This window comes from Vibrio sp. 10N.261.55.F4, assembly GCF_041470465.1.
Classification (GTDB): Bacteria; Pseudomonadota; Gammaproteobacteria; order Enterobacterales; family Vibrionaceae; genus Vibrio; species Vibrio crassostreae_C.
In genome coordinates this window covers 1-15,037 of sequence record NZ_JBFRMM010000020.1, presented here as the reverse complement: position 1 = coordinate 15,037, position 15,037 = coordinate 1, and the positions used below count along the sequence as shown (strand labels likewise).

The following is a 15,037-nucleotide window of genomic DNA, read 5'->3' as shown; positions in this document are numbered from 1 at the left end:
TAAGGAGCACGATGAGCTATTTAAAAGAGTATCAATATCCAGTCACCAACAAACAGATCGTCAGCGATGACTATTTTGGTCAGATAGTCGAAGACCCATATCGCTGGTTAGAAGACGACAGAAGTGACGAAACCGCGCAGTGGGTGGCGAGCCAGAATGAAGTGACGTTTGATTACCTCGCTCAAATCCCGTATCGCGCAGAACTGCGAGAGCGATTAGCGAAAGCGCAAGACTACAAAAAGAGCTCACAGCCGTTTGTGCGAGGTGATTACACCTATTTCTATAAGAATGATGGACTGCAGAATCACAGTATTCTTTATCGTCAGAAAGAAGGTCAGTCGATTGAAGTATTCCTAGATCCGAATACCTTCTCGGAAGACGGCACCACATCTCTAGGCTCGGTGTCGTTTTCTAAAGACTACAGCTTAGTGGCGTACAGCATTTCTGAAGGTGGTAGCGACTGGCGCAAGATCTTCGTGATTGATACCGAGACTAAACAGCAGCTTGAAGCCGAAATCACTGACGCCAAATTTACTGGTATTTCTTGGTTGGGTAATCGCGGCTTTTATTACTCTAGTTACGACAAGCCAGACGGCAGTGAACTCTCTGCTCGTACTGAGCAACACAAGCTGTACTTCCATGAGTTGGGTACAGAGCAAGCTAGCGACAAAGTTATCTTTGGTGAGAACAACGCTGAGCAGCACCGCTATGTATCAGGCTATACCACCGAAGACGACCGTTACTTGATCATTCTAGGGCGAGAGTCGACATCGGGTAATAGACTGTTCTATATCGATTTAAACTCACCAGAACAACAGCTGAACACGCTGATTGATCATGTGGATAGCGACATTTATCTCATCGATAACCAAGATGAGACCTTCATTCTATATACGAATCTTGATGCGCCTAATGGCAAGGTGGTGAGCTTTGGTACTCGCGATGGGAAATGGCTCGAAATCATCCCTGAAAAGCCACAGCCATTGGATATCAGCACGGGTGGTGGCCACTTGTTTGCTCACTACATGGTGGATGTGGTGTCTAAGATTGAGCAGTTGGATTACCAAGGTAACCTAGTTCGTGAAATTCATTTGCCTGGGCTGGGAACGGCCAGTGGCTTAGGTGGAAAAAACGAGCAAACTCAGCTTTATTACACCTTTACCAACTATGTAACGCCGCCAACGATTTTCTCTTTCGATGTCGAATCAGGCAATTCTGAAATCTACCAACGCTCTGAGTCTCCGTTTGAGTCGGATCAATTTGAGTCTAAACAAGTCTTCTATACCTCGAAGGATGGCACCAAGGTTCCGATGCTTATCTCTTATAAGAAGGGATTAGTGTTAGATGGCAATAATCCAACCATGTTGTACGCCTATGGTGGCTTTAACGTTAGCCTAACGCCTTCTTTCTCGGGCACGGTTGGCAGTTGGCTAGAACTGGGTGGCGTATATGCGGTGCCGAACCTGCGTGGCGGTGGTGAGTATGGTAAGGCGTGGCACAAAGCGGGAACTCAGCAGAAAAAGCAGAATGTCTTTGACGACTTCATTGCTGCTGCCGAGTTCTTAATTGAAGAAAACTACACCAGTAGCGATAAGTTGGCGATTCGCGGCGGTTCTAACGGAGGCTTGCTGGTAGGAGCTTGTATGACACAAAAGCCTGAGCTGTTCCAAGTGGCTCTGCCTGCTGTTGGGGTGTTGGACATGTTGCGTTACCACACATTCACGTCTGGCGAAGGGTGGGCGTACGACTATGGCACATCCGCGCAGAACAGAGAGATGTTCGAATATCTGCTTGGCTATTCTCCGGTTCATAATGTGGTGCGTGGCACGGATTATCCAGCAACATTGGTGACGACCGCTGATCACGATGACCGCGTAGTGCCTGCTCACTCTTATAAGTTCATCTCAGAGCTGCAAGATAAGCATGAAGGTAGTGCGCCCGTGATGATTCGTATTGATGTTAATGCGGGCCATGGCGCCGGAATGCCGCTCAGCAAAGCGATCGATCTCACCGCCGATATCTACGCATTTACTCTGTTCAATATGGGGGTTGCGTCTCTAGATTCACTTTAACGAATGCTTGATTCTAGATAACTGGGTATTTTACTCAGACCAAGAAGCCTCAAAATCTACCTTAGATTTTGAGGTTTTTCATATATATGAAAACCAATCAAATTCACACCTCGTTCTCTTTGCTTTTCGGCACCCTTTTACGTGATAGCCGCCACCATTACTGATGAAATGAAAGCGATTTCAAGCTGATATTTTACGAATTTTTCACTATAACCTGTTGATCTAAAATCAGTAGTTTTCGTCATGGATTTTCTAAAAGTTTCATGGCATTTAAGCTGATTTATCAGTGTGAACAGCGACCAACTTTTCAACTCTTTCATTGCTTAATATTTCCCTGTTCGATGAAAACTCAAAAAAATAATAGGGAAATACAATGCAAAAATTTAAGCTTTTGCCAATAACGGTCGCAGTGGCGGCATCGCTTGCTTCACTCTCTTCTTTTGCTGCTGATACTAATATCGAAGCATTAGAAAAACGAATCCAAGAGTTAGAATCTAAGGTTCACTTCTCCGCCTTGTTTACTGCTAACGACCAAACCGCTTACGGGGCGATTAAGGCGCTACACGATCACGGTTATAAAGTGCCAGAAGATGTGTCAGTGATTGGGTTTGATGACTTACCAACGTCGAAGTATTTCACACCCGCGTTAACAACATTAAGGCAGCCAATTGAAGAGATTGGTGAAGTGTGTGCTCAGTCGATCTTGAACTTGTTATCTGGCGAGCGACATGAAGCAAGGTTGCCTCCGATTGATTTAATTGTGAGAGAGTCGACCAAATCTTTGTATCGTTAATTTCAAGACAAGCATCAAGGTGGTGCGCCTGTGATGATTCGTACTGATGTCAATGCGAACCATGGTGCAGGAATACCGCTGAGTAAAGCTATCGATCTCACCGCTTATATTTGCGCGTTCATATTGTTCAATACGGGGCAGGTAAGCTAAAACACTTTTGCCCCAAAGTTTGCTACAACAATGGAAAAAGGACTGACGAGTCAGCCATCTTTAATGGCTCGTTTTGGGGCTGTTTTCCGAGGAGAGCTTTGTATGAATCACACACCTCAGGGTTTTAGAAACTTAACCAAGACTTATTCGCATGGAATGGGGTCACTGAATTTCGACTTATTAAATTTCCATTTAAGATTTTCGGTTCATATGGAACAGCTTCATCACGTAGCTTTAGCGCTAACTTAACAGCATTCTGTGCCATGAGTTCAATCGGTAAGTCTATGGTCGTTAATTCTGGGGTTGAAAACTCACCAAAAGGATCATTATCTATACCAATAACAGATACTTGACTTGGAACGTGAACCCCTTCTTCTGACAAAGCTTTAATCGCTCCTAAAGCCATATTATCGTTAAATGCGAGAATCGCCGTAAACTTCACATTTAACTTCAAGAGGTTGGTACACAGATCATATCCACTTCTTATATGGTAATCACCGGATAACACTAAAGATGGATTATAAGGCAATCTAGATGATTCTAAAGCTCGCTTATAACCTTCGATACGAGCTTTTCCTGTTGGGTTGTCTATTGGACCAGTTATGCATGCGATGCTCTTATGACCGCATGAAATCAAATGTTCCATTGCGGTCACGATAAGACTAGATTGATCAATGGATACTGAATGGTAATTCCCTGCCATAGAGGCACGGTTTAACACAACAAAAGGCACGGACAGTTGTGATTCTAACGTTTGTATATGCTCATCAGATAGGGTTCGGCTATAAAGCAAAATGGCATCAAATTGCCCTTCTAGTTGTCTAATTACTTCATATTCATGTTGAGGGTCATTCTTACCATCGATTACTGTTAGTGTTTTGCCTTCTGATTGAAGTTGAATTGAGATTTGCTGTAATAGTACACCCCACCTAGTACTGTCATAGTTAGACAGTACCAATGCCACTGTATCAGTTTTATTTGTCGCTAAAGCTTGAGCGGTCCGGTTTGGACGGTAACCCAACTGTTCCATCGCGGCGAAGACACTATCTTTTGTCGATTGTTTAACCTGACCTGTGCCGTTGATCACACGCGAGACTGTTGCTTTGGAGACTCCAGCAAGTTTGCTGACATCAACAATGGTACTCATTCTATTCCTTTCATCACTTACCCACGTTACGTTTGGATATTATTATAAGTTATTGTTTATATGGACCAATTATCAAAAAATAAAGTTATCTTACTGTCTACTAGAACATAGTAACCCCTAAATTCGAACCCGATTTCTTACCTAATGTGATGCCCGTCATCAATTGTAGCATTGAGTAACGATATTTTATGACATTTCTCACACAAGTGAAACCGGTTTCTGTAACCGGTTTCTGTAACCGGTTACATTTTTCTCGTACTCTACAACGCTTACTAGATTAAGTGATAAATTAATAAGAAAAGGAACTAAATCATGATCAACATTTTATTGTGCTGTGCTGCTGGTATGTCTACTAGCATGGTCGTAAACAAAATGAAGCAATCTGCGGCAGCGAAAGGGATTGAAGCGCATATTGAAGCTGTGGGATTAGATGAATTCGAGTCGAACCTTCCAAACTTCGATTGCGTTTTACTAGGTCCACAAATTAAATACAAACTCAATGATTTCAAAGAGATTGCTGATGCTGCTAACAAACCAATTTCTGTAATGAATCAAATGGATTACGGCATGATGAAAGGCGAAAAAATCCTTAACGATGCAATCACAATGCTAAATCAATAAGAGGGATATCACGATGAAAGCATTATTCGATTTTCTAGAAAACACCTTAACACCGATAGCAGGCCGACTGGCAACTCAAAAGCACGTGTGTGCAATTCGTGACGGCTTCATTGGCGCAATGCCCTTCATGATCGTGGGTTCTTTCTTGCTTGTGTTTGCTTTTCCTCCTTTTTCGGAAGATACCGCGTTTGCCTTAGGTCAATGGTGGATTTCAATGTCATCCACCTATTTTGATGAAATCATGACCCCTTTTAATATGAGTATGGGGATTATGTCATGTTATATCTCTGCTTGTATCGCGTATAACCTAGCAAATAGCTACAAGTTAGATGCCCTACCAACGGCAATGCTTTCATTGATGTCATTTCTTTTGATAGCAGCACCGATGAAAGATGGTGCTCTGTCTGCAACGTACCTTGGTGGCACTGGTATCTTTACTGCAATCATTGTTGCGATCTTTGTTACTGAACTGACTCGTTTCTTAAAAGTTCATAATATTGGCATTAAAATGCCGGAGCAGGTGCCTGATAAAATTCGTCAGTCATTTAACCTGCTGATCCCAACAATGATCGTGATAGTTACGATTTATCCACTAAACCTTCTAATTCAAAACAATTTCGATATGCTAATTCCAGGTGCAATTATGGCTCTATTCCAGCCATTGGTATCAGCATCTGACACATTGCCGGCGATTTTACTTGCTGTACTTGTTGCACATACTCTATGGTTTGCTGGTATTCATGGTTCAGCAATCGTTTCTGGCATCATGGCACCCTTCTGGCTTTACAACCTAGGTGTAAACCAAGAAGCTCTTGCTGCAGGAATGGAACTGCCTCAAGTGTTTATTGAACCATTCTGGTCGTTCTTTATTGTATTAGGCGGCTCTGGTGCAACATTCTCATTAGTTCTACTTTACCTGAGAAGTAAATCTGCTCACCTTAAAACAATCGGTCGTCTTGGTGTAGTTCCTGCAATGTTCAACATCAATGAACCTGTAATCTTTGGTTCACCAATCGTTATGAACCCTATTATGTTCATTCCATTTGTCGGCGCTCCAATGATCAACGCTATCATCGCTTACTTCGCGACGAGTATGGACTGGATTGGCAAAATGGTTTCACTGGTTCCTTGGACGGCACCAGCACCAATAGGTGCAGCTTGGGGAGCTGGATGGCAGCTAAACAATGCTGTATTGGTGTTCATTCTAATTGGTGTAAATCTGGTTGTTTACTACCCATTCTTCAAAATTTACGAAAAACAGTTGCTTGCAGAAGAGCAGCCTCAAGACACAAATTCTACTCAAGATAACAAATCTAGTGAACAAAGCTTCGCGTAACATTCATCCAACTCAATAGAGTGGGTACTACCACTCTATTCATCAAAAATATTGAGGATATCCACATGGAACTAGAATCAACCGTAATGGAATTGATCATCAATGCTGGCGAGTCAAAAAGCCTAGCAATGCAAGCGCTACAGAATGCAAAGAAAGGTGAATGGGCAGAAGTTGACTCATTACTAACACAATCTACTGAGGCATCAAAGCGTGCTCACAAGGTTCAAACTGAGCTCATTGGAATGGATGAAGGTGAAGGAAAAGTGCCAGTGAACCTAATCATGGTTCACGCTCAAGACCACATTATGACTGCAATGCTTGCTCGTGAGTTGATTGAAGAGCTAATCAACCTACACCGTAAAATTCAATAAAATAACAACAGATTAAAATAAAGAGATAAACATGAAACCTAAGAATCTAACTCCTTTCCCTACCGATTTCTTTTGGGGCGCGTCAACCTCAGCTTACCAAGTTGAAGGCGCTTGGAACGAAGACGGTAAAGGACCATCAGTTATCGATATGGCTCCAATTGTCGAGGGTACAACAGATTTTAAAGTTACCAGTGACCACTACCACCACTACAAAGAAGACGTAACACTATTTGCAGAGCTAGGCTTGAAAGCATACCGCTTCTCTGTGGCTTGGACGCGTATCTTCCCTAATGGTGACGGTGAAATTAACCAGAAAGGCGTGGAGTTTTACAGCAACTTAATCGACGAACTGATCAAGCACAATATTGAGCCTATCCTAACGATTTATCACTTTGATTTACCATACGCTTTACAACAAAAAGGCGGGTGGTCAAATCGTGACACTGTTGATGCGTTTGCACTGTACTCTAAAACACTATTCGAGCTGTACGGTGACCGTGTTAAGTACTGGCTAACAATTAATGAACAAAATATGATGATCTTGCACGGTGATGCCATTGGTACCAAGAGTGTTAGCGGTGAGAACCCGGTGAAAGATCTATACCAACAAAACCACCACATGTTGCTAGCACAAGCCAAAGCAATGGTACTTTGTCACGATATGCTTCCTCAAGCTAAAATTGGTCCTGCGCCAAATATTTCAACGATTTACCCTGCATCTTCAAAACCAGAAGATGTTCTTGCAGCGAACACGTTCTCGGCAATTCGTAACTGGCTATACCTAGATATGGCAGTTTATGGTCGCTACAACCCAACAGCGATGCGATTCTTAAAAGAACGTGATGCAACACCAGAGATTGCAGACGGCGATATGGACATTATGGCTCAAGCTAAGCCTGACTTTATCGCCTTTAACTACTACAACTCGCAAACCGTTGCTGAAAGTACTGGTGATGAGAGCGACATCAACTCAACTGGCGACCAACAAATCACGATTGGTGAAGTCGGTGCTTACCGTGGTACTGAGAACCCGAACCTAGTGAAAAACGAGTTTGGTTGGGAGATTGACCCTGTTGGTTTCCGTACCACAATGCGTGAAATTTACGAGCGTTATGCTCTACCTCTTATTGTGACTGAGAACGGTCTAGGTGCTTTTGATACCGTCGAAGCTGACGGTTCAATTGATGATAGCTACCGCATCGAATATCTACAGCAACATATTGACCAAGTTCAGCTTGCTATCACTGATGGTGTTGAGGTCTTCGGTTACAGTCCTTGGTCTGCAATTGACCTAGTCAGTACTCACCAAGGTTGTGCTAAACGTTATGGTTTTATTCATGTTGACCGTGAAGAGTTTGACCTAAAAGAGATGAAACGTTCTAAAAAGGCAAGCTTCCATTGGTACAACGCTCTTATCTCTAAACACACTGCATAACCAGTCTGAATGCTTGGAGCCTACGCTCCAAGCATTCAATTAAACTAGGAAAAGACTATGAAATTCTCCAACAGTTTTCTGTTTGGCGCAGCCACTGCCGCTTATCAAATAGAAGGCGCAATCGATAAAGACGGTAAGGGCCCGAGTAACTGGGATGAATTCGTTAAAATCTCAGGCAAAACCTTTGAAAATACAACGGGTGAATTAGCTGTAGATCACTACCACCGTTATAAAGAAGACATTAGACTCATGGCAGAAATGGGGCTAGAGTCATACCGTTTTTCTATCGCTTGGCCTCGAATTATTCCTAACGGTACTGGTGAGGTGAATCAAAAAGGCATCGATTTCTACAACAACATTATTGATGAATGCTTACATTACGGCATTGTACCATTTGTGACTTTATACCATTGGGATTTACCATTGGAGCTAGAGAAACAAGGCGGCTGGACGAATAAAGCAACCATTGATGCGTTTGTTAACTATGCCAAAGTTTGTTTTGAAGCATTTGGGGACCGTGTTAAACACTTCATAACCTTCAATGAAACCGTTGTTTTCTGTGGTCATGGTTACCTTGCTGGCGCCCATCCACCAGGTATTAAGGATGAGCCTAAGCTCTACTTTCAAGCCACTCATAATGTATTTTCAGCACATGCGAAAGCAGTACTCGCATACAAAGAGCTAAATCAATATGGTGATATCGGCTTAAGCCACGTATTCTCTCCTGCTTTTTCAGTGGACGATAGCATCGACAACAAATGGGCAGAGCGTCACGCAAATCAATTCGGCATCAACTGGTACTATGACCCTATCTTGAAAGGTCACTACCCTGACTATGTTTTGAAGATTCTTGAAGAGCGTGGCTGGATGCCTGAAATACTTGAGGAAGAAAGACTCGCATTAACCCAAGCTGCTCCACTCAACGATTTTATTGGTTTGAACTACTATCAACCCGTACGAGTAGAAAGAATTCTAGGCCAAGCAGAACACGTTGAGCATTCACGAGAAAATGCCACAGGTGCTCCTGGCAACCCAAGCTTTGATGGTGAATACCGCAGCGTATCAATGAAAGATAAGCGTTACACCAAGTGGGGTTGGGAGATTTCACCGGAAGGCTTTGTTGATGGTTTGAGACTACTCAAAGACTATTATGGTGATGTCACTATGTACATCACTGAAAATGGCCTCGGTGATGAAGACCCAATCATTGAGGGAGAGATATGCGACATTCCTCGAATTAACTTCATTAATGACCATTTAGTGGCTGTAAAAAAAGCCATTGATGAAGGTGTGAACATTCAAGGTTATTATGCATGGTCTGCAATTGACTTACTCAGTTGGCTGAATGGCTATAAAAAGCAATATGGCTTCATTTATGTAGACCATCAAAACAACCTAGACAGAAAGAAAAAAGCTTCTTTCCATTGGTATAAGGACATTATAGCGAGTCGAGGGGAAAGCCTTAAATACCCCGCTTAAAATCAAGCGAGCTATTGCAAAAAATGTCAATAGCTCGTTTTTGACCAAAAAGTAAAATCATTAATATTATGACTTCGAGCGCTTTCATAAAAGCAAAGAATAAAAAAAGACTGAACGTGAGAAAGTGTTGGCCGGTGAACTCTATAACCCGGTAGATGATGAGTTAAGTAAAAAGACGTCGTAGGTGCAGAAAAATAGAACGTCAACTTAACAACACAATGATAGGTGCTCCAGAGTAGAGGAATTCAATTGATGAACTTAGTCATCTTTGTGGCTTTTTAGCTAACTTATTGATTGCTAGGTTAACAATGTTACTAAAACACTTTTGTCCAAAAACGAGTTGAACTAAGCCGCTCTTCGACTACGACGACTACCAGCGAACTCTGTTTAAAGTCCGTTAATTTTAGCAAACCTTCATAATCACTGGTTCGAATCACTGGTTCGAATCACTGGTTCGAATCACTGGCGCGAATCACTGAGTTGATTTTTCATATACGCCAGAAACGAAAAATGTCGCATCCATGCGACATTTTTCTTTTGGCGGCCAAACCAGTTTTGCTATATCCATTCTAGATTTCAATCCATTCTACTCTTCATACTTGAAGCCGCAGCGTTGTTAACTGCCTAAGTTCACCCTAATCACATAGAACTCCTATGCTCATAGGGCTGAACTTATTTGTTGCCTAGCTGCAACTCCAATTATTTTGAGTAGCGATACATATTCAGAATGTAATTATAAGACGCTGTTAATGTTGATTAGTTCCCTTTATGCGGCATTTTTTTTCGATTTATCTTCTAAGTCGAATGACGCAGCGATTAATTTCTTGGTGTAGTTGTTTTTCGGCGCATTGAAAATCTCTTCTGCAGACCCTTCTTCCATTACTTCGCCCTTCTGCATCACCAGTACGCGATCCGACAGTACTTTCACTACCGAGAGATCGTGGCTGATGAACAGGAAGCCGATATTGTGCTTGGCTTGAATGTCTTTCAGCAGGTCAATCACGGTCAGTTGTACTGAGCGATCGAGTGCTGAAGTCGGTTCATCCAGCAAAATGAAAGAGGGCTCTAGAATCAGTGCGCGAGCAATCGCGATACGTTGTCTTTGCCCGCCAGAGAACTCATGTGGATAACGGTTTATTGAATTCGGCTCTAAGCGAACTTCAATCAATGCTTTGCGCGCTCTTTCTAAACGTTCTTGCTTGGATAGATGAGGTTGATGCACCGTTAAGCCTTCGGTGATAATTTCTCCAACTGTCATGCGTGGTGACAAAGAACCATAAGGGTCTTGGAACACCATCTGTACATCTTTCTTGAGCTTATGACGTTCTCTGTCGGTTAATAAACTGACATCTTGGCCTTTATAAACAATGCGTCCGGCACTTGGTAGTAAACCGATTAACGCTCGTCCCAGTGTTGACTTGCCTGAGCCAGATTCACCCACAATGCCTAACGTTTCACCTTGTTTAAGGGTCAATGAGATGCCTTTTACAGCTTCGAAGTACTGACTCTTACTTTTGATAAAGTGCGATTTAACCAAGAATTGGACCCGTATGTCTTCAGCGTTTAACAATTCTTGGGCTGATTCATGGACAGGAATCTTAGCGCCTTTCGGAATCGAGTTAATCAGCATTCTTGTGTAATCATGTTTAGGACTATCGAACAAAGATTGAGTCATCCCTTCTTCTACGAGCTCACCTTTACACATCACTAGCACGCGGTCTGCAAAGTGTTTCACCACACCTAAGTCATGGGTGATGAACAAAATTGCCATTCCCATCTTGCCTTGGATCTCTTTGATAAGAGCAAGCACTTCAGCTTGAACCGTTACATCTAATGCAGTTGTAGGCTCGTCAGCAATCAGGATATCCGGTTCATTAATCAGCGCCATTGCGATCATGATGCGTTGCAGCTGACCACCCGAAAATTCGTGAGGGTACTTGGTGTACGACTTTTCTGGCATTGGCAAGTGCACAAGATTAAACAGCTCAATCACTCGCTGTTTGGCTTGAGACTTTGACACTTTACGATGCCACATAATAGCTTCTGCCACTTGTGTGCCCACGCGCAGGTATGGGTTGAGAGAGGTCATCGGTTCCTGAAAGATCATGCCGATTCTGTCGCCACGAATCGACTGCATTTCTCGTTCAGTCTTGCCAAGTATTGATTGCCCCTCAAATTCTATTTCAGATTGAGCATCAATGATGGCGTTATCAGGGAGCAAACGCATCAGTGCGTTAGAAGAGACTGATTTACCTGAACCTGATTCACCAACAATGGCCAAGGTTTCGCTAGAATTAAGGGTAAAGTTAACCTTTTTTACCGCATCAATGATTCCATCATTGGTTGTGAAGCTAACGGAGAGGTTATTGACTTTAAGAATGGCCCGGTCCGACATGATATATCCTTATCAATTTAAGACATTAGGTGAAGATTTCACTTCTGACGTGGTTTTAAGTTGCCCAAAATGGTGATGAGCACGTTGAATTTGTTCTAGTTCGAGCATCCAATACGAACTGCGCTGAGCGCTGCAAAAAGCGATCAGGTGATTGAGCAAACCTTCGCTCTGCTTTTCCAATAATCCAAAGGTACGTTGAATCAGCTCAGTGTTCTCCAGAGAGATAAATTGCATCAGAGCGTAAGATTGATTCAAGGTATCGAAGGCTTGTTGGTGCTGACCTAATCGGTTGAGTATCTCTGATTGAGCGACGCTCGCGTCTCTTAACCCGGCAAGCAAGCAGGCAAATTGGCAAGGCTTGATATCGCTTTGGTATGCTGCATCTTGGATGTGATGAGGAAGTGAGGTTAGAACATCACCATAAAGGCGTTGTGCTTCTGGCCAGTGACCTTGTTCCATTAACTGTTCAGCTTTTAGGTAGTGCATCCAGCATCGTTCAATTTCCATATCCACATCCTCAATTTATAATATCAGAAAATGTTAATGATATTTATTATCAATTGCAAATTAAAATCATTCACATGTTAAGTTGGTGAATTAAATGACGAGCTATTCCTAAAAATGGCTTAAATTGTGTGTTATTTGTTCAGTTGAACAGCTGTGTAGCGTAAGTCACTAAATTTGTAGGAAATTACATCTACACTGATTTTATCTACACCCAAGTAATGAAGGACTAAGGAGGCGGCGATGGCGATGCAAAGACTCAATACAGAACAGCTGTATCAGGTAGCGGATTTAGATAAGCTACCATGTAAGTCGACCAAAGAACTGGCTCCAATTGACGAAATCGTCGGGCAGGAACGGGCACAAAAAGCCGTTGAGTTCGCGATGTCAATCAAGGAAAAGGGTTACAACATTTATGCGATAGGGCGAAATGGTCTGGGTAAACGCACCATGATCTTGCGCTATCTGAACCGTCACCCTCAAGAAGTGCAGGAGCTTTTTGATTGGTGTTATATCGCGAACTTTGAAGATATTCGTACACCTAAGGTACTGAAATTGCCGCGTGGCGTTGGCAGCAGCTTAAAGCAAGATATTGAAAAATTGATGCGTAAACTGCTGAAAGGTATGCCTCTAGCGTTTGATAACGAGATGTACTTTAGCCGTGCTGACAGGCTTAAAAACCAATTAGCAGCTAAGCAACAAGCCGCGTTAGAAAGCATTAGCCAAGAAGCGAAAGACAAGGGCATTAACCTGACGATCACCACTCAGGGTGATTACCAGTTTGTGGCAATGAATGGCGATGATCTTCATACCGAAGAGAGCTTTGATCTGCTTTCGCCGGAAGAGCAAGATCAATTCGATAAAACCATTGATGGATTGGAAGTCGGCCTACGAACCATCTCTCGTGAACTGACGGAACTTGAAGAGACGTACACTGAGAAAATTCAAAAGCTGAATGATGATACGGCGCGAGATGTGATCACGCACTTCATCAAGCAATTGAAGAAGGATTACAGCCAATATCCAGACATCAAAAAGTACCTAACGGCACTGCGTAAAGACATTGTCGACAACGCTGACATCTTCTTAGAAGAGAGCACGGAGCAAGCAGAAGTTGCAACGGCCTCTTTGGATAAGAAAATGCCGCGTCGCTACAAGGTTAATGTGATTGTGAGCCAAAAGGAGGAGACTCTGCCGATCGTGGTGGAAGAGAATCCAAATTATCACTCTCTGTTTGGCTATGTAGAAACGGCGACGTTCAAGGGTACTGTCTTTACTGACTTCTCATTGATTCGCGCAGGTAGCTTACACAGAGCCAACGGTGGCGTATTACTGATGGATGCGGTGAAGGTACTTGAGCAGCCGTACGTTTGGGAAGGCTTGAAACGAGCACTGCGTTCACGTCAATTGAGCTTCACTTCATTAGAAAAAGAGGTGACCTTAACGGGGGCGGTATCGCTTGATCCAGAACCGATTCCATTGGATGTTAAGATCATCCTGTTTGGCGATTACCGAACTTACCAACTGCTGCAACACTACGATGCAGAGTTTGGTGAACTGTTCCGTGTAACGGCCGATTTTGAAGATGAGATGAAGCGTACTCCCGATTCTGAAATGCATTACGCGCGCTTTATTTCGAGCATCGTGCACGACAACAACATGCTGCATTGTGACCGTAAAGCGATCGCTCGCATCATTGAGCACAGCTCTCGTCAGGCGGGGGACCAAGGTAAATTGTCTCTGCACTCTGCTCACATTGCTAATCTGCTTCGTGAATCAAACTACGTGGCGAGAGGCTCAAAATCGAACCTGATTCGTGCAACGCACGTTGACCAAGCGTTATCTAACCAACAGATGCGTGTCGGACGACTGCAAGACAGCGTGATGGAAACCTTCACTAACGGCACAACGCTAATCCATGTTGATGGTCAAGCGGTTGGGCAAGTGAATGCTCTGTCTGTACTCAGCACGACGGATCATATGTTTGGTGCGCCGAACCGAATCACGGCAACCACCGCTTACGGTGATGGTGAAGTGATTGATATTGAAAGAAACGTAGACCTAGGTGGCAGTATTCACTCAAAAGGCGTGATGATCTTGTCGGCTTACCTTTCTTCCGTATTTGGTAAGACAGCCAAAGTCCCGCTCACCACTAACATCACCTTCGAGCAATCGTATGGTGGCGTCGATGGTGACAGTGCGAGTATGGCCGAGTTCTGTGCGGTTGTATCAGCGTTCTCTAAGCAACCAAACCGTCAAGATATCGCAATTACAGGCTCGATGAACCAGTTTGGTGAGTCTCAGCCAATTGGTGGTGTGAACGAGAAAATTGAAGGTTTCTTTGATGTGTGTGAAATCAAAGGGCGTTCAAACGAACAAGGGGTGATCATCCCGCGTTCAAATGTTCACAACCTGATGCTGCGTAGCGATATTGTGAAAGCGGTTGAAAAGGGCGAGTTTAATATCTGGGCGATTGACCATGTAACAGAAGCGATTGAACTGTTCACAGGCAAAGCCGCAGGTGAGGCGAGTGATGAGGGTAGTTATCCAATTGATACTATATTTGGTATCGCCCAAGCTAAACTGAACGCACTGCGCAAATAGTTTGAATATCTAGATACACAGTTTAATAGCTAAGCTAAATAGATAGATAAACAAACAGATAAACAGCTAAAACGCAAAAGCCATCGATTCTAGAGTCGATGGCTTTTTTGTGGTTCATCGCGGATTAGCG

The 15,037-nt window shown here is 43.2% G+C and carries 11 protein-coding genes; 8 read left to right on the top strand and 3 right to left on the bottom strand.

The genetic code is table 11. The features are described from left to right. The first annotated feature begins 11 nt into the window (after nucleotides 1–11). Nucleotides 12–2,072 carry a prolyl oligopeptidase family protein gene (locus AB4249_RS10235; protein ID WP_372100699.1) on the top strand — a complete coding sequence of 687 codons (2,061 nt, stop codon included), beginning with the start codon at nucleotides 12–14 and terminating at the stop codon, nucleotides 2,070–2,072. A gap of 373 nt (nucleotides 2,073–2,445) precedes the next feature. Beyond that, nucleotides 2,446–2,865, top strand: coding sequence for a substrate-binding domain-containing protein (locus AB4249_RS10230; RefSeq protein WP_372102988.1), 420 nt, complete (start codon nucleotides 2,446–2,448; stop codon nucleotides 2,863–2,865). Between the two features lie 274 nt (nucleotides 2,866–3,139). On the opposite strand, the gene AB4249_RS10225 is transcribed toward AB4249_RS10230, so the two are convergent. Continuing rightward, nucleotides 3,140–4,162, bottom strand: a complete 1,023-nt coding sequence (locus AB4249_RS10225; protein WP_102332276.1) for a LacI family DNA-binding transcriptional regulator — start codon at nucleotides 4,160–4,162, stop codon at nucleotides 3,140–3,142. Nucleotides 4,163–4,474: 312 nt separating this feature from the next. On the opposite strand from AB4249_RS10225, the gene AB4249_RS10220 reads away from it, so the two are divergent. From AB4249_RS10220 to AB4249_RS10200, 5 genes are all read left to right on the top strand, one after another. After that, nucleotides 4,475–4,783, top strand: a complete 309-nt coding sequence (locus AB4249_RS10220) for a PTS sugar transporter subunit IIB (protein WP_102332275.1) — start codon at nucleotides 4,475–4,477, stop codon at nucleotides 4,781–4,783. Nucleotides 4,784–4,796: 13 nt separating this feature from the next. After that, on the top strand, nucleotides 4,797–6,119 hold the full coding sequence (locus AB4249_RS10215) for a PTS sugar transporter subunit IIC (protein ID WP_102332274.1): 1,323 nt from the start codon (nucleotides 4,797–4,799) through the stop codon (nucleotides 6,117–6,119). Nucleotides 6,120–6,184: 65 nt separating this feature from the next. Further along, nucleotides 6,185–6,490 carry a PTS lactose/cellobiose transporter subunit IIA gene (locus AB4249_RS10210; RefSeq protein ID WP_102332273.1) on the top strand — a complete coding sequence of 102 codons (306 nt, stop codon included), beginning with the start codon at nucleotides 6,185–6,187 and terminating at the stop codon, nucleotides 6,488–6,490. 31 nt (nucleotides 6,491–6,521) lie between these two features. Next, nucleotides 6,522–7,925, top strand: coding sequence for a glycoside hydrolase family 1 protein (locus tag AB4249_RS10205; RefSeq protein WP_102428152.1), 1,404 nt, complete (start codon nucleotides 6,522–6,524; stop codon nucleotides 7,923–7,925). A 57-nt stretch (nucleotides 7,926–7,982) separates the two neighbouring features. Next, nucleotides 7,983–9,404, top strand: a complete 1,422-nt coding sequence (locus tag AB4249_RS10200; protein ID WP_102332271.1) for a glycoside hydrolase family 1 protein — start codon at nucleotides 7,983–7,985, stop codon at nucleotides 9,402–9,404. A 766-nt stretch (nucleotides 9,405–10,170) separates the two neighbouring features. Here AB4249_RS10200 and AB4249_RS10195 read toward each other — a convergent pair. Next, on the bottom strand, nucleotides 10,171–11,799 hold the full coding sequence (locus AB4249_RS10195; protein ID WP_372102986.1) for an ABC transporter ATP-binding protein: 1,629 nt from the start codon (nucleotides 11,797–11,799) through the stop codon (nucleotides 10,171–10,173). Between the two features lie 12 nt (nucleotides 11,800–11,811). Further along, entirely contained in the window at nucleotides 11,812–12,306 is a 495-nt protein-coding gene (locus AB4249_RS10190) for a hypothetical protein (protein WP_102320288.1), read from the bottom strand. A gap of 240 nt (nucleotides 12,307–12,546) precedes the next feature. Here AB4249_RS10190 and AB4249_RS10185 point away from each other — a divergent pair, with 240 nt between their 5' ends. After that, on the top strand, nucleotides 12,547–14,907 hold the full coding sequence (locus tag AB4249_RS10185) for a Lon protease family protein (RefSeq protein ID WP_017061577.1): 2,361 nt from the start codon (nucleotides 12,547–12,549) through the stop codon (nucleotides 14,905–14,907). Nucleotides 14,908–15,037 lie beyond the last annotated feature (130 nt).

Bases quoted from the DNA above. Each gene is read 5' to 3' on its own strand.
- AB4249_RS10235 (WP_372100699.1), top strand. From the start codon at position 12: ATGAGCTATTTAAAAGAGTATCAATATCCAGTCACCAACAAACAGATC.
- AB4249_RS10230 (WP_372102988.1), top strand. From the start codon at position 2,446: ATGCAAAAATTTAAGCTTTTGCCAATAACGGTCGCAGTGGCGGCATCG.
- AB4249_RS10225 (WP_102332276.1), bottom strand. From the start codon at position 4,162: ATGAGTACCATTGTTGATGTCAGCAAACTTGCTGGAGTCTCCAAAGCA.
- AB4249_RS10220 (WP_102332275.1), top strand. From the start codon at position 4,475: ATGATCAACATTTTATTGTGCTGTGCTGCTGGTATGTCTACTAGCATG.
- AB4249_RS10215 (WP_102332274.1), top strand. From the start codon at position 4,797: ATGAAAGCATTATTCGATTTTCTAGAAAACACCTTAACACCGATAGCA.
- AB4249_RS10210 (WP_102332273.1), top strand. From the start codon at position 6,185: ATGGAACTAGAATCAACCGTAATGGAATTGATCATCAATGCTGGCGAG.
- AB4249_RS10205 (WP_102428152.1), top strand. From the start codon at position 6,522: ATGAAACCTAAGAATCTAACTCCTTTCCCTACCGATTTCTTTTGGGGC.
- AB4249_RS10200 (WP_102332271.1), top strand. From the start codon at position 7,983: ATGAAATTCTCCAACAGTTTTCTGTTTGGCGCAGCCACTGCCGCTTAT.
- AB4249_RS10195 (WP_372102986.1), bottom strand. From the start codon at position 11,799: ATGTCGGACCGGGCCATTCTTAAAGTCAATAACCTCTCCGTTAGCTTC.
- AB4249_RS10190 (WP_102320288.1), bottom strand. From the start codon at position 12,306: ATGGAAATTGAACGATGCTGGATGCACTACCTAAAAGCTGAACAGTTA.
- AB4249_RS10185 (WP_017061577.1), top strand. From the start codon at position 12,547: ATGGCGATGCAAAGACTCAATACAGAACAGCTGTATCAGGTAGCGGAT.